18 protein-coding genes are annotated in these 21,629 nt (G+C 43.5%); 7 read left to right on the plus strand and 11 right to left on the minus strand.

Going from position 1 to position 21,629, the window contains the following annotated elements:
- From ACVBIO_RS02735 to murJ, 8 genes are all read right to left on the minus strand, one after another.
- Window positions 1-990 carry a PilW family protein gene (locus ACVBIO_RS02735; protein WP_447171905.1) on the minus strand — a complete coding sequence of 330 codons (990 nt, stop codon included), beginning with the start codon at window positions 988-990 and terminating at the stop codon, window positions 1-3.
- A gap of 2 nt (window positions 991-992) precedes the next feature.
- Entirely contained in the window at window positions 993-1,508 is a 516-nt protein-coding gene (pilV, locus tag ACVBIO_RS02740) for a type IV pilus modification protein PilV (protein WP_447171906.1), read from the minus strand.
- 240 nt (window positions 1,509-1,748) lie between these two features.
- A complete protein-coding gene (gene ispH / locus ACVBIO_RS02745) occupies window positions 1,749-2,678 on the minus strand; it encodes a 4-hydroxy-3-methylbut-2-enyl diphosphate reductase (protein WP_447160460.1) in 930 nt (309 codons plus the stop codon).
- Between the two features lie 2 nt (window positions 2,679-2,680).
- Window positions 2,681-3,094: an FKBP-type peptidyl-prolyl cis-trans isomerase gene (gene fkpB, locus ACVBIO_RS02750; RefSeq protein ID WP_447160517.1), complete on the minus strand. Its 414-nt coding sequence runs from the start codon at window positions 3,092-3,094 to the stop codon at window positions 2,681-2,683.
- 13 nt (window positions 3,095-3,107) lie between these two features.
- Window positions 3,108-3,620, minus strand: a complete 513-nt coding sequence (gene lspA / locus ACVBIO_RS02755; RefSeq protein WP_447171907.1) for a signal peptidase II — start codon at window positions 3,618-3,620, stop codon at window positions 3,108-3,110.
- Window positions 3,621-3,630: 10 nt separating this feature from the next.
- Window positions 3,631-6,453 carry an isoleucine--tRNA ligase gene (gene ileS, locus ACVBIO_RS02760; protein ID WP_447160458.1) on the minus strand — a complete coding sequence of 941 codons (2,823 nt, stop codon included), beginning with the start codon at window positions 6,451-6,453 and terminating at the stop codon, window positions 3,631-3,633.
- Between the two features lie 31 nt (window positions 6,454-6,484).
- Window positions 6,485-7,420: a bifunctional riboflavin kinase/FAD synthetase gene (gene ribF / locus ACVBIO_RS02765; protein WP_447163709.1), complete on the minus strand. Its 936-nt coding sequence runs from the start codon at window positions 7,418-7,420 to the stop codon at window positions 6,485-6,487.
- A gap of 65 nt (window positions 7,421-7,485) precedes the next feature.
- On the minus strand, window positions 7,486-9,045 hold the full coding sequence (gene murJ, locus ACVBIO_RS02770) for a murein biosynthesis integral membrane protein MurJ (protein WP_447160456.1): 1,560 nt from the start codon (window positions 9,043-9,045) through the stop codon (window positions 7,486-7,488).
- 256 nt (window positions 9,046-9,301) lie between these two features.
- Between murJ and rpsT the strand changes: the two genes are divergently transcribed.
- Window positions 9,302-9,568: a 30S ribosomal protein S20 gene (gene rpsT, locus ACVBIO_RS02775; RefSeq protein WP_447160455.1), complete on the plus strand. Its 267-nt coding sequence runs from the start codon at window positions 9,302-9,304 to the stop codon at window positions 9,566-9,568.
- Between the two features lie 199 nt (window positions 9,569-9,767).
- On the opposite strand, the gene ACVBIO_RS02780 is transcribed toward rpsT, so the two are convergent.
- A complete protein-coding gene (locus tag ACVBIO_RS02780; RefSeq protein WP_012276241.1) occupies window positions 9,768-10,082 on the minus strand; it encodes an ArsR/SmtB family transcription factor in 315 nt (104 codons plus the stop codon).
- 135 nt (window positions 10,083-10,217) lie between these two features.
- Between ACVBIO_RS02780 and ACVBIO_RS02785 the strand changes: the two genes are divergently transcribed.
- Window positions 10,218-11,618, plus strand: coding sequence for a M28 family metallopeptidase (locus tag ACVBIO_RS02785; protein WP_447160454.1), 1,401 nt, complete (start codon window positions 10,218-10,220; stop codon window positions 11,616-11,618).
- A gap of 88 nt (window positions 11,619-11,706) precedes the next feature.
- Here the strand turns inward: ACVBIO_RS02785 and yaaA are convergent, their stop codons facing one another.
- Together yaaA and ACVBIO_RS02795 are read right to left on the minus strand one after the other, a co-directional pair.
- Window positions 11,707-12,480: a peroxide stress protein YaaA gene (gene yaaA, locus ACVBIO_RS02790; protein ID WP_447160453.1), complete on the minus strand. Its 774-nt coding sequence runs from the start codon at window positions 12,478-12,480 to the stop codon at window positions 11,707-11,709.
- 113 nt (window positions 12,481-12,593) lie between these two features.
- Window positions 12,594-14,063, minus strand: coding sequence for an alanine/glycine:cation symporter family protein (locus ACVBIO_RS02795; RefSeq protein ID WP_447160452.1), 1,470 nt, complete (start codon window positions 14,061-14,063; stop codon window positions 12,594-12,596).
- 423 nt (window positions 14,064-14,486) lie between these two features.
- On the opposite strand from ACVBIO_RS02795, the gene ACVBIO_RS02800 reads away from it, so the two are divergent.
- The 5 genes from ACVBIO_RS02800 to ACVBIO_RS02820 all read left to right on the plus strand — a co-directional run bounded on the left by ACVBIO_RS02800 (window position 14,487) and on the right by ACVBIO_RS02820 (window position 21,483).
- Entirely contained in the window at window positions 14,487-16,853 is a 2,367-nt protein-coding gene (locus ACVBIO_RS02800) for a phosphoketolase family protein (RefSeq protein WP_447160451.1), read from the plus strand.
- 239 nt (window positions 16,854-17,092) lie between these two features.
- Window positions 17,093-18,175 (plus strand): OmpA family protein, encoded by a 1,083-nt coding sequence (locus tag ACVBIO_RS02805; protein ID WP_447160450.1) that lies wholly within the window; start codon window positions 17,093-17,095, stop codon window positions 18,173-18,175.
- A gap of 283 nt (window positions 18,176-18,458) precedes the next feature.
- Window positions 18,459-19,415: a transaldolase gene (tal, locus tag ACVBIO_RS02810; protein ID WP_447160449.1), complete on the plus strand. Its 957-nt coding sequence runs from the start codon at window positions 18,459-18,461 to the stop codon at window positions 19,413-19,415.
- 17 nt (window positions 19,416-19,432) lie between these two features.
- Complete coding sequence (pgi, locus tag ACVBIO_RS02815; protein ID WP_447171908.1) at window positions 19,433-21,070, plus strand: glucose-6-phosphate isomerase; 1,638 nt, start codon at window positions 19,433-19,435, stop codon at window positions 21,068-21,070.
- Window positions 21,071-21,291: 221 nt separating this feature from the next.
- Window positions 21,292-21,483 carry a DUF3545 family protein gene (locus ACVBIO_RS02820; protein WP_447160447.1) on the plus strand — a complete coding sequence of 64 codons (192 nt, stop codon included), beginning with the start codon at window positions 21,292-21,294 and terminating at the stop codon, window positions 21,481-21,483.
- Window positions 21,484-21,629: the final 146 nt, after the last annotated feature.

The following is a 21,629-nucleotide window of genomic DNA, read 5'->3' on the forward strand; positions in this document are numbered from 1 at the left end:
TTAGCTTCCTACTAATATCGGGTTTTCAAGTACGATAGTTGTCGATAACACTCGTCGCCTAAAACCATCGTTTGCCGCGGCAATAGTCTTATCGCCGAGTACATAAGTTTGCTCATCGGTATAACTATTATCTTCTTCTACAGTGCGAACCAGTAGGTATAACCTAAGTGCGACTAATCGTTGATTAGGAGAACCATCCCAAATAGGAGAAGTGACATTTTGTGCTGGCATAAAACTATCGGCTGTTCTGTCACCATTCGTGTCGAAGCCATACATAACACGGAAGTCCTCAACCCCTTCTACCAGTTGCTCTAATGAGTTTGAACCTGTCATGCCACCAACACCGAGAACCCTCCGCATTAAAACCGGCACGCCATTACTCAATTGGATGAAATATATATGGTGCTGGTATTCCCAAAACCGTCCGTTATCTAGACTCGGGGGAGTTTGACTACCAGCAAAAATCACCGCTTCACTTGAATTAGTCCCCATGTAATACCGGTTGGCGTTAAAGGATGTGGTACTCGGCCCAATTAAGCGTTTTATTTGAAGTACATCGGTATTCGCTACCACAGTGCCTAAGCAGGCTATGGCCTCTCCACCCACTCCACTTTCGTAGCCCCAAATTTTTCTAAAGTTTGAAGATGTAACGCTCGCAGGAAAGCTGGCATTGTTTGGACCACCGCCAATACAATCACTGGCAGCGGCGATAGCTGGAGCGATAATACTGGTGCTTGACCCCACATTCAGATCAACACCTGTTAACTCAGCCATAAAGCCAGCTTGACTCACATCACGCTCAATTAATGCTAAAGCTATACGCCCATTTTCTTGTAACTGATTAAATTGGCTAGTGGTTGTGACATTGGAAGAAGACATGGCAAACATTGAGAATAAACCAGTGGTTAGAAATAAACTCACTAGCATAGCGACCATCAACTCGACTAATGAGAAGCCTTGTTGTGAATAAGCGTTAACTAACTTTTTCATATTTATATAATCACAGTTTCAAGTAGGTATATTCTGCGGCGATCACTTGCCACACCACACGCCTTGACAAACGAGGTACTATTTTCTGCGCCGTCATTGACTTCTCTGATCCCTCGCCAAGTAACCGCTATCGATACATTACCATTCACGTTTGCATCTATGCACGCAGTTACATCATCTAATCCATCCATCAACAGCTTCCATTGATAGATATCCCACGCTAACGTCTCAGCATTTGAGCAGGTGACGACGGCGCCAACAGCAACATCACAAGACTTCCCAGGCTTGGTCAAAGCACCGGTATACTCTCCGCTATAAGCGGCCATCTGAGTGCGGTTTAAACGCAGTCTATTGACAATATCATTTGCTGAATAAGCGGCTAAGGTTTGCTGGAAGGACTCGAAACTACCACGCTTAGAAACCACGTGGAGATTGAAAACACCAATCAAGCCGACGGTTAAAATAACCAAAGCAACGAGCACTTCGATCAATGAAAGTCCTTTCTCCCTGGTTCCCATTCCGTCAATTCCTTTACGTTTGTCATATTGTTGACGTTAAAGATGTTACTTTAGCGTTTAAAAACGGCAACTTATAGTAATACAAAAACATACAGGTTAATAGTAAATTAGTCGAATGTTGAACTGTAGTGACTAAGTCATAAACATGATTAACAGTCAAAGTTAACCTGAATTTTGATCAAAAAAAAAGAGGCCTAGGCCTCTTTTTTATTTCAATTTGTATCTGAGTGTCGTTAGGTATTAACGAAGCTCGGCAGGTACAGCAAAAACGGTGTCTTCTAGACGTCCTTCGACTTCTGTCACCACACTTGGCGCCATATTAGCGATAGCATCAACAACTTGTTTAACCAATACTTCTGGGGCCGATGCTCCTGCGGTTACCGCTACGCGTTGAACACCATTGAACCAAGTTGCGTCAACATCATCAGCATTGTCGACTAAGAAAGCTTGCGTTCCTTTCTTCTGAGCTAATTCTCGCAGACGATTTGAATTGGAGCTGTTTTTCGAGCCGACCACAATAAACAACTCTACCTTTTCAGCCACATTACGCACAGCATCTTGACGATTTTGTGTCGCATAACAGATATCATCTTTGCGCGGGCCTTCAATCGAAGGATACTTCTTTTGCAGCGAAGCAATGACATCGGCCGTATCATCCATTGATAAGGTTGTTTGCGTGACAAAACATAAGTTCTCTGGATCGTTAACCACAAGCCGCGCGACATCTTCAGGCGACTCAACCAAATGAACACCACCTGCAGGGTTATCGTATTGCCCCATGGTGCCTTCCACTTCTGGATGGCCTGCATGGCCAATTAAGATACACTCAATGCCCTTGCGGCTGGCACGTGCAACCTGAAGATGAACTTTAGTGACCAGCGGACAAGTCGCATCAAATACTTTAAGACCACGCTTCTTGGCTTCAGAGCGAACCGCTTGAGACACACCATGAGCACTGAAGATCACGATGCTTTCATCAGGCACTTGGTCTAACTCTTCGACAAACACTGCACCGCGATCTTTTAAGTTCTGCACCACATAGCGATTATGGACCACTTCGTGGCGTACGTAGATTGGCGGAGAGAAAAGCTCTAACGCACGTTCTACAATGCTAATCGCGCGATCTACGCCAGCACAGAATCCTCGGGGATTGGCCAGAAGAATATTCATAATTACAGTACCTGTACCACTTCTAGTTCAAAGGTGAGCACTTGTCCCGCCAATGGATGGTTCAAATCGATTGTTACCGAGTCGCCCACCACATCTCTTACCATGCCAGGAATTTCACTGCCACCTGGGCCTGCAAAACTCACTATCACACCAGGCTCAAGCTTCATATCGGCAGGGAAACGGCTTTTATCCATATGATGTACAGCATCTGGATTTGATTCGCCAAATGTATCAGCGGCTTGCAATGTAAAGTTGTGCTTATCTCCCTCTTTGAGGTTGATAATCTCAGCTTCAAATGCCGGACTTAAGCTTTCATCACCGACATTAAATCGTGCAGGCTTGCCACTTGAACGTGTGCTTTCAGCGGTTGAACCATCTTCAAGCACTATATTCATATGACATAAAATTGAATGCATCTCAGACACTTAGTTACTCCTTTACGCCATCAGTTTTTTTATCATCTTTACCCGTAATAAATGAGTCTAAAATGATAAGTGCTGCGCCCACACAAATTGCCGAATCGGCGATATTAAATGCAGGAAAATGGCTGGTATTCCAATAGAAATGTAAAAAGTCTACTACATAGCCATGCTGCAGACGATCGATCAGATTACCTAGCGCCCCACCAATAACTAAAGTATAAGCAAGGTTTAAGCGCCACATCTTGCTTGGCTGCTGACGCAGCCAAACTGATAATAATACGCTAAAGCCGACTGCAACAAAGGTAAATAACCAGCGCTGCCAACCGCCTGCATCACTTAAAAAGTTAAATGCAGCACCATAGTTACGCACATAGGTAAAGTTAAAAACCGGCAGTAACTGAATCGATTCACCAAGATTAAAATTCGACAACACCCATTGCTTAGATAGTTGGTCGGCAACAAATACCAACACAACTATCCAATACCAACGCAGGCCACTGTCTTTCCATGTAGTGGGCATGACAGTTCCTTTATGCAAATTGGCGAACTTCGCCTTCGCCTTCGATGTTAGTCACGCAGCGAGTACATAGTGTTGGATGCTCAGCAACGGTACCAACATCTTCTCTATGGTGCCAGCAGCGCTCACACTTTTCTGCTTCAGACTTTTTCAAGCTCAGCTTAAGTGAAGCAAGCTCTGTTTCAATCGCATCAGCTGGTGCTGCCGCTAATGCAACGACTTCAGTCTTAGACGTTAGCAACACAAAGCGCAGCTCATCACCAAGATTTTCAAGGATTGCTGCTAATGCTTCATCGGCAAATAAAGTCACTTCAGCTTCTAATGAACCACCGATCTGCTTCTCACGACGAGCATTTTCAATAACCTTGTTCACTTCGGCGCGAACGGCTAATAACTGATCCCAGTACTCATCACTCAAATCAGATTCAAGTGTCACTGACTTAAGGCCTTCATACCAGGTTTCAGTAAATACGTATTCACCGCGCTCACCAGGCAGCAGTTTCCAGATCTCATCAGCAGTAAAGCTTAGGATTGGCGCCATCCAGCGCACCATTGCTTCTGAGATAAGGTACAGTGCAGACTGACAACTACGACGCGCGTTGCTATCTTCTTTTGCTGTGTACTGTCTGTCTTTAATAATATCTAAGTAGAAACTACCTAGCTCAACTGAACAGAACTGCATTAGTTTTTGCGTTACTAAGTGGAAGTTATACTGTTCGTATGCTTCTAGTAGCTCTTGTTGCAGTGCAGCTGCACGGCGAACAACCCAGCGATCAAGTGCAACCATGTCTTCAACTGCAACCATATCTGTTGCTGGGTTAAAGCCATTGATGTTAGCCAGTAGGAATCGAGCCGTGTTACGGATACGACGGTATGCATCAGCGCTACGGTTTAAGATCTGGTCAGATACCGTCATTTCGCCACTGTAATCTGTCGCTGCAACCCACAAACGTAGAATGTCTGCGCCTAACTTATTAGTCACATGCTGCGGTGAAATCACGTTACCAACAGACTTAGACATCTTACGGCCTTGACCATCAACGGTGAAACCGTGAGTAAGCACTTGCTTGTACGGCGCTTTGCCATTCATCGCTGTCGAGATCATGAGTGATGACATAAACCAACCACGGTGTTGATCGCTACCCTCTAGGTAAAGGTCAATATCATGGCCATGGAACTCTGGACGTGCAGCAACAACAGTCGAGAATGTTGAACCTGAATCATACCAAACGTCTAATGTGTCAGTCACTTTGCGGTACTGGTCTGCTTCTTCACCTAAGAGTTCTGATGCATCGAGATCCCACCAAGCTTGAATGCCTTGTTGTTCGATACGAGCAGCTACGCGCTCCATCAAAGACACACTATCTGGGTGTAACTCTTCTGTTTCACGGTGTACGAATAGGGTAATTGGTACGCCCCATGTACGTTGACGTGAAATACACCAGTCCGGACGGTTCTCTACCATCTTCTCGATACGGCTCTGGCCCCAATCAGGGATCCATTTAGTTTGCTCTATTTCACTGATTGCCTGCGTACGCAGACCCTTTTGATCCATAGAAATAAACCACTGCGGCGTAGCGCGGAAGATAATTGGCGTTTTATGTCTCCAACAATGCGGGTAGCTATGCTTAATTTGTACATGACTAAGCAGCGCGCCTTTCTCTTCTAGCAATTCAACAACGTTCTTGTTTGCCTTAAATACATGTAAACCAGCGAAGATTTCAGTATCTGGCTTATAAACGCCGTTATCACCCACAGGGTTAGCCACTTCTAGACCGTACTTTTGACCAACAACAAAGTCGTCTTGACCATGACCCGGTGCGGTATGAACGATACCGGTACCTGAATCAACGGTGACGTGATCACCTAAAATAACAGGCACATCAAAATCATAGAATGGGTGATTAAAACGCAGTAGCTCTAAATCACTACCGGCTACAGTACCCAGTACAGAGTGTGATTGTGCGCCAAAGCGCTCAACACATGATTCATACAAATCAGTCGCCAATACTAATGCTTGAGTCTGACCATCTTTCACCATCTCAACTAAGGTATACTCAACATTAGCGCCTACTGCTAACGCGCGGTTAGCCGGCAGAGTCCATGGCGTCGTCGTCCAGATAACCATTGAGATATCGTGAGCGTAATCAGTCAAACCAAACTTAGCCAGTAAAGCGCTCTTATCTACAGCGATGAAAGCAACATCGATCGCAGGAGACATCTTGTCTTCATATTCAACTTCAGCTTCAGCTAAAGCAGAACCACAATCTGTACACCAATGTACTGGCTTAACGCCTTTATGCAGGTGGCCGTTATCGATCACCTTAGACAGTGAGCGCACGATATTAGCTTCAGTGCTGAAATCCATTGTTAGGTATGGGTTTTGCCAATCAGCAAATACACCTAAGCGAATAAAATCATCACGCTGACCGTCAACCTGCTTAGCAGCATATTCACGGCACTTTTGGCGAAACTCAGCCGCTGTGACCTTGTGGCCAGGCTTACCTACTTTTTGCTCAACTTTAAGCTCAATAGGTAGACCATGACAGTCCCACCCAGGAACGTAAGGCGCGTCAAAACCAGACATGGTCTTTGACTTAATAATAATATCTTTAAGAATTTTGTTTACTGAGTGACCAATATGAATATCACCGTTCGCATATGGAGGACCATCATGCAAAATAAACGGTTTAGCATCTTTACGGCTTTCACGGATCTGCTGGTACAGTCCATTCTCGTTCCAAGATTTCAACATCTCTGGCTCACGATTAGCCAAATTACCACGCATCGGAAACTCTGTTTCCGGCAAATTCAAAGTAGATTTATAGTCGCTCATTGATCCTTTACCGTTTTGTTAGCTAAGCTGTTCAGCCTGCATCGCTACCAAGTAGGGCTTTCGCTCTATTGGCATCATCTTTAATTTGTTTTTTCAGCGCATCTAACGATCCAAATGGCTGCTCGTCTCTAATCTTTGCCACTAATTCAACTTCAACGGCTTTACCATAAAGGTCACCATCAAAATCAAACAAATGGACTTCTAACTGACAGACTTGACCATTTACCGTAGGTCTAAAACCAACGTTGGCTACGCCTTCATATATATCGCTATTATCCCAATAGACTTTTACTGCAAACACGCCTCTTACCGGCGTCACTTTACGTTTTAAGGCAATGTTAGCGGTAGGGAAACCTATGGTTCGCCCTATTTTTTCACCGTGAGCAACCTTACCGCTTAATGTAAAAGGATGCCCCAACAAACGCCGAGCCTGCTCTAAGTTACCTTTTGCAAGCTGCTGTCTTATTTCGGTCGAACTCACACGCTTGTCGCCAAGAATAAAGCTCTGAGTGCTCACCACCACAAAACCAAACTTCTCTCCGGCCTTACGCAGCATCTCAAAATTACCTTTACGCTGCTTACCAAAACAAAAGTCGTCGCCTACAACTAAGTACTTAACGCCTAAGGCCTTAACTAACAGTTGCTCGATAAAGTCTTCGGCACTATAGCTTGAAAACTTTTTGTTAAAGTTGACACATAACAGACGATCAATCTTTAACTCATCGAGTAAAACGATTTTATCTCGCAGCAAACTTAAGCGAGCTGGCGCATTTTCGCCTTGAAACAACTCTCGTGGCTGCGGTTCAAATGTCATTACAGCAGCAGGCAGGCCTAACTGCTCTGCTTTTTTGACGAGCCGATTAATCACTTCCGCATGACCACGGTGAACACCATCGAAGTTACCTATGCTTAATACGCAACCTCGATGTTTCGGCAAAATATTATGAATACCGCGGATTAATTCCATTATCTTACACGACACATGAGAGTAAATGGGCGGATTATATACCAGCTAGGCTTTATAATCAGCACTCAAACAGCAGCTTTCATCTTCCAAGGGCGAATTCCGAGGCAAACTAAGCAAATAAAGTAAGCGACTGCTGCAAATACAATCAACTTAACCAAAGTATAGCTGCGCTCTATAAAGGATAGATCAAGCCATTGAGCGGTTGTTGGATCGAATTGGAATAACACGAGCAACATCACCCCAGCCGCAAGCACAGACTTGGCTAAAAAGACCAGCGTCGCCTTATTCACTCGGTAAACATTAGCCTTATGTAGCCCACGATACAATAACCCCGCATTAAGCAGCGCCGACATAGAGGTGGCGATAGCTAAACCGACATAACCAAATGGAATCGCAAAAATCAGGTTAAATACCATGTTACTGACCATAGCAATAATGCCATAACGCACAGGCGTCTTGGTATCTTGTCTTGAGTAATAACCAGGTGCAAGAATCTTTATCAACATAAAGCTTAATAAGCCGCTACCGTATGCCATTAAACTGTATGACGCCATTTCTACATCTTCATAGCTAAATGCGCCGCGCATAAATAGCACCATCAGCATTGGCTTGGCGAGCAAAATAAGACCACACATTGCGGGTAACCCAAGTAATATTATCGCTTTTACTCCCCAATCCATGGTTTTGGCAAACTCAGCACTTTCCGCATTAACATGTCTTTTAGATAAAGCAGGCAAAATAACTGTCGCGATCGCAATGCCAAATAATCCTAAAGGAAACTCCAATAGTCTATCGGAGTAATAAAGCCAGCTAATCGAACCAGTCATCAAGAAGCTGGCAATAAAGGTATCAAGCAATAAGTTAATCTGTGACACCGAGACTCCAAAAAGTGCCGGGATCATCAAAGTGCGTATTTTGGTCACGCCAGGGTGACTCCACCCCCAGCTCGGTTTCACCAACGCTTTCTCTTTCATCAGGAAAGGGATTTGAAACAAGAACTGGATTAAGCCACCCAAAAACACACCACATGCCAAGCCAATTTCAGGCTGCTGCATATTTGGTGCAAGGAAAATAGCCGCAGCGATAATGGCAATATTTAAAAATACCGGTGTAAACGCTGACACCGCAAAACGGCCGCGAGTATTTAATATCGAGCCAGCTAACGCAGTAAAGGTGATAAACCATAAATAAGGGAAAGTAATCTTTAGCATTAACGAAGCGAGTTCAAACTTTGCCCCATTAGGTTCGTCATTGAGCCAAGCTAAAAACCAACCGCCGCCAAATAGAGCCGCCAAGATAGGTGAAGCAATCACGCCGACTAATGTCACAATGCTAACAAGTACACCTAAGGTTCCGGCAACCTTTGAAATGAGATCTTTAACCTCTTCACTGCTATTTTTTTCTTGATACTCCGTTAATACAGGCACAAATGCTTGCGCAAAAGCACCTTCGGCAAACAAGCGTCTTAAAAAATTGGGGATCTTGTTGGCGAAAAAAAACACATCCGCACTACTTCCCGCTCCCATGAGGTTCGCGATAACCACGTCTCGAACTAAACCTAAAACACGGGAAATCAACGTCATGGCACTCACAATCAGGCCTGACTTTACTAACTTTTTGCTCAAAACGTCTCCCACCCCTACTACAGAGCTAAATTACTTTTGCTAATATCACGTAAAAATCAGTATTAGCTCTATTGTCTCATAGCAATACCTGCTAGAATTGCGCCACATATTACACGAGTTAGGTTGAAGATAGCCAAGCTGGTTGGATTATTTTGAGTTAATCAGATTGATTCAATCATTGTCATTGACAAAGTGACAAAAATAAGGCATATTCCTCGACCTTAAAAATACCAAACCCAGTTTTAGGAGTTGCACCTTGGCTAATAGCAAGTCTGCAAAGAAGCGCGCGCTTCAGTCTGAAAAGCGTCGCCAACACAACGCTAGCCGTAGCTCAATGTTACGTACTTTCGTTAAAAAAGTAATTGCTGCAATCAATGCAGGTGATCACGCGACAGCTACTGCTGCTTTCGCTAAAGCACAACCAATTGTTGACCGTATGGCGACTAAAGGTCTTATTCACAAGAATAAGGCTGCTCGTTATAAGTCACGCTTAAATGCTAAAATTAAAGCACTTGCTGCTTAATTTTTAGTTTTAAAGCAAATTAAAAACCGGCCTCGGCCGGTTTTTTTATGCCTGTAATTTATGTACACAACTCGCATCATCAAAATTCAAGCAAAAAAATAGAGAGGCAAGCCTCTCTATCAGTCATCCATTACATCGCTTCTGCAAAGCCTATAAAACCAGCCATAGCAAATTTTGCTAACAACTGGTCTTAGTTTGACTAAGCAACTGTCTTTAAGCTTTCACAATAGATGTTATTCAGTAATTTAATGATCTCTGCAACTTCTTCACTCTTTAACGAATAATAAACCGTTTGAGCTTCTTTGCGTGTTTCAACCAAATTATCTTTACGTAACCAAGCTAAATGTTGAGACAAAGCCGATTGGCTTAATCCCAACTTTTTGTTCATTTCACCAACGCACATCTCGCCTTCATTAAGAAGATAACACAAGATAAACAGACGACGTTCGTTAGCCAATGCTTTCAACAATACAACGGCATGGTCTGCTCGTTGCTGCATTAATTCTATATTCATTACGAGCTATTTCTCCTAAAACAAACCGACGCCCTAATATAGCGTTGCCTTACAGATATAGTCGGGACATAAAGCACACTTTTTGCTAGATTGTTTTAAAAAATGGGACATACATAATAAAAACAAAGGAAACTTATGAAAAGCATCTACACCAACTTACTCTCTGGGTTAGTTTTTCTTGCCTTGATTGGCTGTCAACACACCACAACTGACAATAAAGACAATGCAGTAACAGCAGCGTTACAACAAAAAGCGCTTAGCTCTAATCTTGCTTACGAGCTGGTTGAATCTTTAACGGTTGAAGTCGGCCCTCGGTTAGCAGGTAGTGAGCAAGATCTTATTGCAGTGCAATGGGCCGAAACAAAATTAGCCTCACTCGGATTCGACAATGTATATAAAGAAGCGGTGCAAGTCCCTGTATGGTCTCGCGGCAGCGCAAAAGCTGCTATCACAGCGCCATTTCCTCAACCTCTAGTCATAACAGCCTTAGGTGGCAGCATAGCAACGCCTAAAGCTGGCATAGAAGCGAATATTATCCGCTTTGATAGTTTACATGCTCTAAAGCAAGCCAATATGGCCGATGTACAAGGCAAGATAGTCTTTATTGATCACGTCACAGAGCGTCATAAAACGGGTAAGGGTTACGGTAAAAGTGTTGGCGGACGCTCAAGAGGAGCTGTTGCTGCGGCTGAAAAAGGCGCCGTCGCGATTATCATCCGCTCAATCGGCACCGATCATGACCGCATGGCTCATACTGGCATGATGCGCTATAAAGACGGGGTGGATAAAATACCTGCTGCAGCGATGTCAAACCCAGATGCTGATCTAATCAACGCTATGCTAAAACGAGATAAAACGGTCAGTGTGAAACTGCAGCTTTCCTCTGAGAATCACGGCTTTGCGACTTCATACAATGTAATAGCAGAAGTAACGGGTTCAACCAAGCCTGATGAAATCGTGCTCATTGGCGCGCATTTAGATTCTTGGGATGAAGGCACTGGCGCTATCGATGACGGCGCTGGTGTGGCAATTGTAACCGCTGCAGGAAAACTGATCCAAGACCTTAGCGTAAAACCCGCTCGCACAATTCGGGTTGTACTGTACGCCGCTGAAGAACTAGGGCTTGTCGGTGGAAAAGCTTATGCTCAAGCCCATGAAGCTGAACTTGACAGGCATTATATTGCCGCGGAATCTGACTTTGGTGCGGGTCGTATCTATCAAATTGACTTTAGAGCCAGTGAGCAAGGATATGAAGAACTTATTAAGCTAAGTCAGCCAATGACGGCTAATGGGGTCGTTATGGGCAGTAACACCGCTTCAGGTGGCCCAGATGTATCTATGCTGCCATCTAAAGGTGTACCTGTAGCATCCCTTAGGCAGGATGGTAGCGACTACTTCGATTATCACCACACGCCTAACGATACGTTAGACAAAATTGATCCCGCGGCGCTGCAACAAAATGTGGCTGCTTATGCTCAGTTTGCTTATTTAATGGCACAGTCGACAATAGAGCTACGTCCGATAGTGGCAAAATAATAGAACTCTCAGTTTCAAGATCGACGTCTAAACAAAAAAGCAGCCGATGGCCGCTTTTTTGCAAATTACGCTTCAAATAGCAGGTTCGTTATTGCTCTTCGCGTAAAAATACTGGCTCGTTAACGCTCGAGTCTTTCTCACTGTAGTAATAACCCGCTGTATCAAATTGAGTGAGTGCTTCTAACGAGTCGATATTATTATCCAGAATATATCGGACCATCATGCCTCTGGCCTTTTTGGCAAAGAAACTGATGACCTTGTACTGGCCATTCTTGCAATCTTTAAAGACAGGCGTTATCAGGTTCGCAGTAAGTTTCTTAGGTTTAACCGCTTTAAAATACTCGTTCGACGCTAAGTTAATAATAAACTCTTCGCCTTGTGCCCGTGTAGTCTGGTTGATTTCATCGGTAATGATATCGCCCCAGAACTGATAAAGATTGGCTCCTCTATCATTGGCAAGTCGAGTCCCCATCTCTAATCGGTATGCTTGCATCAAATCTAAAGGCTTAAGCAACCCATATAAGCCCGATAAGATCCTCAGCTGCTTTTGCGCTTTTTGTAAGCTGGCCTCAGGCAGGGTATCGGCATCAAGACCGGTATACACATCACCACGAAAAGCAAATACGGCTTGCTTAGCATTGTTCGGGGTGAAATCTTTTTGCCAACTGTCGAACCTTGCTACGTTTAACCCAGCTATTTTATCGCTTACCTTCATCAAAGTCGCGATATCTGTAGGAGTAAGCGTACGGCACACCTCGATAAGCTGCTCACTTTGATCGAGTAACGTCGGCATTGAATAGCTTTCGCTGCCTGGTGGATTGTCAAAGTCCAACGTTTTTGCAGGAGAAATTAAAATCAGCATCGCTAATTCCTATAAAGAGATATTCTTAAACTGACACAATCATACTGATCAAAAACAAAAAAACCACGCTTTAACGGCGTGGTTTTTTAGATTGTGCTGATAAAGCTTATAGATTAAGCACGATTTGCATCGGCAACTTCTTGTGACTTAATCTCTTCAGCTACCGTTTTACTGGTCCAAATGTCCCCTTCCAAGTTAGATAACTCAGGGAATTTGCTTGCATCAAATGTTGGCGTTTTGCCGCTCTTTAATTGTTGGCGGTAATCGTTAATAACGCGGATAGCCACGCCAGACAATAGCAACAATGCAATGATGTTAACCGTGGCCATTAAGCCCATAGACACATCGGCCAGGTTCCAAACTAGGCCAATTTTTGCTACGGCACCGAACATCACCATACCTAAAACACAAACTCTAAATACCGGTAACGCCTTCTTGCTGTTACCCGATAAGTACATCACGTTGGTTTCAGCGTAAGAGTAGTTGGCAATAATAGAGGTAAAACAGAATAACAAAATCGCTAATGCTACAAATCCGCCGCCCCATGGGCCAACATGCATTGTAAGCGCATCGATTGTAAGCTTGATGCCATCACTATTTGCCCCAACGTCGCCCGCAAGTAAAATAATCGCAGCCGTCGCAGTACAGATAACAATCGTATCAACAAACACGCCCATCATCTGCACAAAGCCCTGTGATGCTGGATGGTTTGGATTAGGTGAAGCACTTGCCGCAACGTTTGCAGCACTACCCATACCCGCTTCGTTAGAAAACAGGCCACGCGCAATACCCGCTTGCATCGCTTGCGCTATGGTGTATGCCACACCACCAGCTACCACTTCTTGCAAACCAAATGCACTCTTGATCACCAACATGAATACGTCAGGTAGTTTTTCGATGTTCATTGCTACAACGACAAAAGCGATCAATATATACGCAACCGCCATCACCGGAACGATGATCTCCGACACTTTAGCGACTTTACGTAAACCGCCCATAATGACGAACGCGCTAACAATCACAATGCCGATACCGACATAAGTAGGATCTAGGCCGAAGACCTGTGTCATCGCACCAGTAATCGTATTGGCTTGAACAGCGTTAAATACTAGGCCAAATGCGATAATTAGGAAGATAGAGAATAAGATCCCCATCCAACGCTGACCAAGGCCCTTTTCCATGTAATAAGCAGGCCCGCCACGATACTGACCATCTTCGTCGCGTACCTTGTAAACCTGTGCCAAGGTCGATTCGACCATTGCCGTAGCCATGCCTAAGACAGCGATAAGCCACATCCAGAAAACGGCACCCGGGCCCGCCGCACCGATGGCGACTGCAACTCCCGCCATGTTACCCGCGCCAACGCGAGCCGCCATGCTAGTACAAAATACCTGAAAAGATGAAAGGCCACCTTTACTCTCACCCTGTCGACTCTTAAGCATAATTTCACCAGAATGCTTAAAGTGAGTGATCTGAATAAATGTCAGTCGAATCGTAAAATACAGTCCGGCGCCAACCAGACCGTATACTAATAACTTTCCCCAAAGCAGCGCATTGAGAAAATTAATCGTTGTTTCTATCATATAATTCAATCCCCATGACAAGCATAATCTAGCGAGTCGAACACTAGATTAGGTTTGTCCTGTGTTTATCCTTCTTAAAGTATTTAAATAACAGCAGATTTTATTTTAAAATTGTCTTAAACGTGAAAAAATTACATCACGCCTGCTGTATTCCGCGCAGCAAAATAGCATAGCATTGCTTCAACCCCGAGCGATATAGATCACAGTTTCTCATTTAGCCGACATCTACATCACACCCACCCCAAAACACCCCCACCAAACTTAACCAAATTAACACAACAGTTACACGCAAGTTAGCTACATTTAATTGTACAAAATTCTTTCAATAAATCAGAGATAGCACACGTTTTTGTAATAAAATTACAAATATAGTGAGTTATATGAAATTTGTTTAACTTTATGATTACGTAAATGGGGTTATTTATGGCACATCAGCAAGAAATTGTCGCACTTAAGAAATTTGTTAGAGCAACTAACTTTTTAGCGACATCACAAATTTACTTAAAGAAAAACGTGCTGCATAAACGCGCACTTGAACACACGGATATCAAGCCAAGGCTACTTGGTCACTGGGGAACATGCCCTGGTATCAATTTTGTCTACGCTAACGTTAACAGACTTATCACCAAGCACAATCGCTCATTCGTTTACTTAGTAGGTCCTGGCCACGGTTTTCCTGCTGTTCAAGCAAACTTATTTATGGAAGGCTCATTAAGCCACTTCTACCCCGATACCATTCCATATAATGAAGACGGGATCACCGATATTTGTCAGAAATTCTCTGCTGCTTATGGTTACCCTTCCCATGCAAACCCAGAAGCGCCTGGTCAAATTCTTGAAGGTGGTGAATTAGGTTATTCACTTTCAGTTGCCTGGGGCGCCGTTTTAGATAATCCAGACCTGATTGCAGCCTGCCTTATCGGTGACGGCGAGTCTGAAACGGGTCCACTAGCAGCCTCTTGGTATGCGAACCGCTTAGTTTCTCCAAAAAATAACGGTGCGGTACTGCCGATTGTTCATATCAACGGTTATAAGATTTCAGGTCCAACTCGTATGGGCCGTATGAGCCATGAAGAACTTGACCTTGAATTTAGAGGTCTAGGCTACCATCCAATTATTGTTGATGACCAATTAGAAGAAGACGTTTACCTGCAGATGACTGCCGCCATGGATAAGTCATACGAAATGATTAACGACATCCAAACCCGCGCACGCGCAGGTGAAGATATCGTTAAGCCACGCTGGCCAGTGATCTTAATGCGTACAGCCAAGGGTTGGACGGGAACTGCAGAGTATAATGGTAAGAAACTAGAAGGTAACTGCGAGTCACACCAAGTTATCGTCAACAAGTGTGCTAGCGACAAAGGTCAGCTAGATGCACTCAATACTTGGCTTGCAAGCTACAAATTTGATGAGCTTTATAGCATTAATGACAAAGGTGAGCTGATCTTCGACGCAGATATTCAGTCCCTTCTACCACCTAAAGAACTGACTTGTGGTCGCCAACATTTAAGTTATGGTGGCGAAGTGGTTCGGGCACTCGCAAAACCCGATCTTAACAAGCTTGCCTATGGCCCTGAAACACCTCGAGGACATCGTGGCTTATCTATGTATAAAATGGGTGAGTGGATGCGTGATGCATTTAAGCTTAACCGCGATCAGCGTAACTTACGTATTTTCTGCCCAGATGAAACCTATTCAAATCAGTTACAAGCAGTATTTGAAGAAACTAGCCGTGCATGGCAGTGGCCAATTGAAAGCTGGGATGAAGATATGTCTCGTGATGGTCGAGTCATCGAGCTGCTTTCAGAAAATCTATTATTCGGTATGCTACACGGCTACACGGTTACAGGCCGTCATGCCATGTTCCCAACTTATGAGGCATTCTCACAAGTTGTCTCTTCAATGGCCGACCAATACTGTAAATATGTTTACGCAAGCCAAGGCGTACATTTCCGTAAGCCCGTTCCAGCTTGTAACGTAGTACTGTCTTCGTTACTTGAACGCCAAGATCACAACGGTTACTCACATCAAAACCCCTCTTTCTTAGGTGCGATGCTTGAAAAACATCCGAAGATCATTTCAGCATATCTACCCGCTGATGGTAACAGCACCTTAGTTTATACAGAACGTGCTTATGCCGATCGTGACAAGCTCAACATCTTAGTGGCGGGCAAGAAAGATCTACCACAATGGCTAACACTTGATGAAGCTCGTCAACAAGCCAAAGATGGCGTAATGGTTTGGGATTTTGCATCGGATGAAAATCCAGATGTTGTTCTTGTTGGCTGTGGTGACTACGTGACTCAAGAAGCCATGGCAGCACTTGTGCTTATTCGTGAGCTTCTCCCAAGAGTTCGTATCCGCTTTGTAAGTGTGACAGAGCTAACAAGCAGTGGCCTAGGAAGTTTAGAGTTCCAAGGCAAGCCTTGGTTGATGGATGAAGTATTTACCGCTGACAAAGGCGTTGTGTTCAACTACCACGGTTATCCAAACACGATTAAGAAACTTGTATTTGACTATAAAGGTAGCGCTCGCTTTAGAATCAAAGGTTACGAGGAAGAAGGTTCAACAACCACTCCATTTGATATGGGTGTTCGTAACGGTACCTCTCGTTACCATTTGGTTATTGATATGGCTTACAAGCTATTCCAACAAAGCGTTATAGATGAGACACAACATGTTGCGATTACGACTGACATGCTGCAGCGCCTAGTCGACCATAGAAATTACATCAAGGCCAACGGTGTTGACCCTGAGAGCATTGAAAACTGGGTTTGGACACGTTAATCAATTTAGTTTCAAACACTAAATAGACCCAAATTAAAGGGCGTCTTTTATGAAGGCGCCCTTTTTTTAACCTTAGTTAACTATTATTTTTCACAATTAAAGTGGAAAATATTACATTTGCAACAGATAATAGTGTCAGCTAGCTAAAACATAAAGGAACTCCGTGATAAGCGCTAGCGCTGCTTACAATGATTTTAAGCAGACGGAGGAGTTTTATAAATAAAACATAAGGATTTTGAATGATGAACAATACACTAAAAGCAGTTCTGCTTACTTCGATGTTACCTTTTGCTGCTAGCGCAGCTGACGGCATGAGCCCCTGGTACGTAGGTGGCGGTGTCGGCATCAACAATTACGAACCTAATTGCGATCAAAAAACCATGAAGTCTTGTGGTAAAGATGACCCCTATGCATGGGACGTATTCGCAGGTTACCTATTTAACGACTACTTCGGTGCAGAGCTTGGTTATCGTGACTTAGGCCGTGCTGAATGGGTCGACTACTCAAATAAACTCAATGACGTTGGCGCTAAAGGTATGAACCTTGGCCTAGTGGCATTTTGGCCATTTGCGGGTGATTGGAGCTTATCTGCTGAAGCAGGTGCTTTCAACTACCTTATTTCAAACAACAAAAACTACGGTAGTGAATACTACAGTGACAGCGGTGTTGCTCCATACGTTGGCGCAGGTATTGGTTATAACATTACAGACAACCTTAAGGTCCAAGCTAAGTATCGTCGTTATGAAAATCTAGACGAAGATAAATGGAAAACCCTAGAGATGGAAAGCAACTACTGGGGTCTTGAGCTAAGCTATCGCTTTGGTAGTAAAGCTAAGCCTGTTGTTCCAGTACTAGACTCAGACAATGATGGTGTCAACGACGATATGGATCAGTGTCCAAATACGCCATTTGACTATAAGGTTGATGAGAACGGTTGTCCTATCTATCTAGAAGTAGAGACGCAGCTTGATATTGGAGCTAAGTTTGCGAATAACTCCGATAAAGTAGAGAAGTCTTCATATGGTGCTATGACTGAGTTAGCTACGTATATGAAACAGCACCCTAACTCTACGGTGACGATTTCAGGTTACGCCTCTAATACTGGTAAAGCGGACTACAATATGGATCTTTCTGAACGCCGTGCAATCGGGGTTGCAGAGGTTCTTATTAACGAATACGGTATTGAACCGGGCAGAGTTTCAACTAAAGGTTACGGTATAACAAGGCCGTTAATGGAAGGCAATTCTGCAGAAGCTAACGCTGCAAACCGTCGTATCGAAGCACATGTTACAGATATAGCTGTCACTCCAGTGCTTAAATAAAGTCAACACTCGATAGTAAAGGCTCACGGTTATCACAACCGTGAGCCTTTTTAATTTTATGCCTTCATAAAAACGCTATACTTCTTGATTAAACTTTTACCCAACAACAATTTTTAGCAGAATTTTGTACTTAGATTACCAAAAAACACGCTTCAAATGATTTTTTGCAACTTTTGTGTAATTTTTTTTCATATATAGTTGGAATGTTCATTAAAATGGCTTTTAATAGCTGCTAAATTAATTGTCCAATCGATGCAGTTCCTAGAGTAAGGATGTGATACACATGGCCAACACATTAGAACAACTTAAACCTTTCACTACCATTGTTGCCGATACTGGCGATATTGAAGCCATAAAACGCTACCAGCCAGAAGATGCAACGACCAACCCCTCTCTTATTTTAAAAGCATCTGAAATCCCTGAGTACAGTGCATTAATCGAAAACGCTATCGAATGGGCAAAAAGCCAAAGTGACGATTTAGCGCAGCAGATTGAAGATGCTGGAGATAAGCTTGCGGTTAATATCGGTCTTGAGATCTTAAAAATTGTTCCAGGTCGTATTTCTACTGAAGTTGATGCCCGCCTATCATTTGATAAAGAAGCATCAATCACTAAAGCACATAAGCTTATTAACCTTTACCAAGCTGCCGGTATCGACAAGTCTCGTATCCTTATTAAGTTGGCATCAACATGGGAAGGTATTTGCGCCGCGAAACAACTTGAGCAAGAAGGCATTAACTGTAACCTAACGCTGCTGTTTAGCTTTGCTCAAGCACGTGCATGTGCAGAAGCTGGTGCTTACCTGATTTCTCCGTTCGTAGGCCGTATTCTAGATTGGTATAAAAAAGACACAGGTCTTGAATACAGCGCAACTGACGATCCTGGTGTAGTGTCAGTTACAAGTATTTATAACTACTATAAGCGTCATGGTTTTAACACCGTCGTGATGGGCGCAAGCTTCAGAAACACGGGGGAAATCATTGAACTCGCAGGTTGTGACAGATTAACCATTGGTCCTGCACTACTGGAAGAATTACAAAACAGTACGACACCAATTGTACAAAAGTTACTTCCTGCGACTGACGTTGTTGCACCAGAAGCTGAAATGACTGAAGCACAGTTCCGTTGGGAATTTAACGAAGATGCAATGGCAGTTGAAAAACTTGCTGAAGGTATTCGCAACTTCGCTATCGACCAAGGTAAACTTGAAGTCATGCTTAAAGATAAACTTTCGTCTTAACCCTATAGGACCAAAAGATGACTGAACTCACTCAACAAGCCGCATGGCAAGCGTTAGAAAAGCACAGTAAAACGCTTTCCCATATGCGCGAGCTATTTAGCACTGAACCTCAGCGTTTTAATGACATGTCGACTCAGGCCTGTGGATTGTTTCTAGATTACTCTAAGAACCGCGCCTCAAAAGAGACGATGTCTCTTTTGTTTAAGCTGGCCAAAGACACGCAGCTTGAATCAAAAATTAAGGCGATGTTTGCAGGCGAAATCATCAACAATACAGAGCAAAGAGCAGTGCTTCATACCGCTCTACGCGCTCCTGCTGACAAAGTCATTAATGTCGATGGCTGTAATATTGTCGCCGAAGTACAGCAAACATTGGCAAAAATGGGTGAGTTCGTTGACTCTGTAACGTCGGGGAATTGGAAAGGTTACACTGGAAAAACGATTACTGACGTTGTCAGTATCGGTATTGGCGGTTCTTTCTTGGGGCCTAAAATCGTGTCCCAAGCACTACGTCCTTACTGGACGAATAAGCTCAATTGCCACTTTGTTGCAAACGTTGATGGCACGTCTATCACCGAAAAGCTAAAAGGCTTAAATCCGCAAACCACATTGTTTGTGATGTCTTCAAAGTCTTTTGGTACCCAGGAAACATTAACCAATACACTTACAGCCAAAGCGTGGTTTTTAGAGCAAGGAGCATCACAATCTGATGTCGCTAAGCACTTTGTCGCTGTTAGCTCAAATGTCGCTAAAGCAACCGAGTTTGGCATCGATGTCAATAATATCTTCCCTATGTGGGACTGGGTTGGAGGCCGTTATTCACTTTGGTCTGCAATTGGATTACCTATCGCACTCCTCATCGGCATAGACAACTTTCGCGAGTTATTAGCCGGTGCTCACGAGATGGATGAACATTTTGCCAACACGCCATTAGAAAATAACATGCCCGTCATTATGGGCTTGTTCTCGCTATGGTACGGTAACTTTTTCAATGCTCAGTCTCATGTAGTGTTAACGTATGATCATTACCTACGAGGCCTGCCAGCCTACTTCCAGCAGCTAGATATGGAAAGTAATGGTAAGTCCGTCACCCTAAATGGTACCGATGTTGATTACAGCACTGGACCTGTAATTTGGGGCGGCGAAGGGACAAATGGTCAGCACGCATACCACCAGCTATTACATCAAGGAACCGCGCTAATTCCTGCCGACTTCATTATGCCACTCAACAGCCATAACCCTGTGGGTGAACATCATGTACAACTTGCTTCAAATTGCTTTGGTCAAACCCAGGCATTGATGCAAGGTCGAACATATGAAGAAGCATTGACAGAGTTAAACACTAGCGGCCTTAGTGATGAGCAAAAGCAACTTATCGCTAAACATAAGGTGATGCCAGGCAATAAGCCAAGCAATACCATCTTAATGGATAAGCTTACTCCTGCAACTTTAGGTGCGTTAATTGCGCTATATGAGCACAGAACATTTGTTCAAGGTGCTATTTGGCAAATTAACTCATTTGATCAGTGGGGCGTAGAGCTTGGTAAGCAGCTAGGAAATGATGTTCTCGAACGCCTCTGCGCAAATAAAGATGCCGATGAACTCGATACGTCGAGTAATGGCTTAATTAACTTGTTTAGGCAAGGAAATATCTAGAGTCATACGCGCATTAAAAAAGCCAGTTTCGACTGGCTTTTTTGTTTTTTCCAGCTGAGCATTCCATATTGGTTACAGATAAGCCCATATTAATCTTCTCTCAACGAATACTAAAACATTAAAAGTTCATCCTGATTTAACATTTTTGAAACATTTAAGTTGCAACATGAACAAAAATCATGCTATTAATTTGAAGACAAAATAAACAACAGGAGGTTGCCATGAATCGACTCGATTATGGTAGTGCGCTAGAACTGGATAGTGTAGTTGAAAAGCCAAGTCGCTCAAGAAGCTCCAATAAAAAGCGGAAGTGGCGTGAAATTGAAGCTCTAAAGGAAAAGCACCGTTTACTTAAAGAACTTCAAGAAATGGATAATAATTTCAGTGGCGAGCTAGACACCCTCCTGATGTAACACCAAATAAAAGAGCGCTTAACGCGCTCTTTTATTTTGAGATATAGTTTCTGATTTAACCGCTGATTTGAGACTGTAACTAACTTTGTGTAACTGCTTATCAAACTGTACTCTAAAAAGAGTCAAGGATAGGCGTATAATCATGA

Source organism: Shewanella sp. 0m-8 (assembly GCF_052977265.1).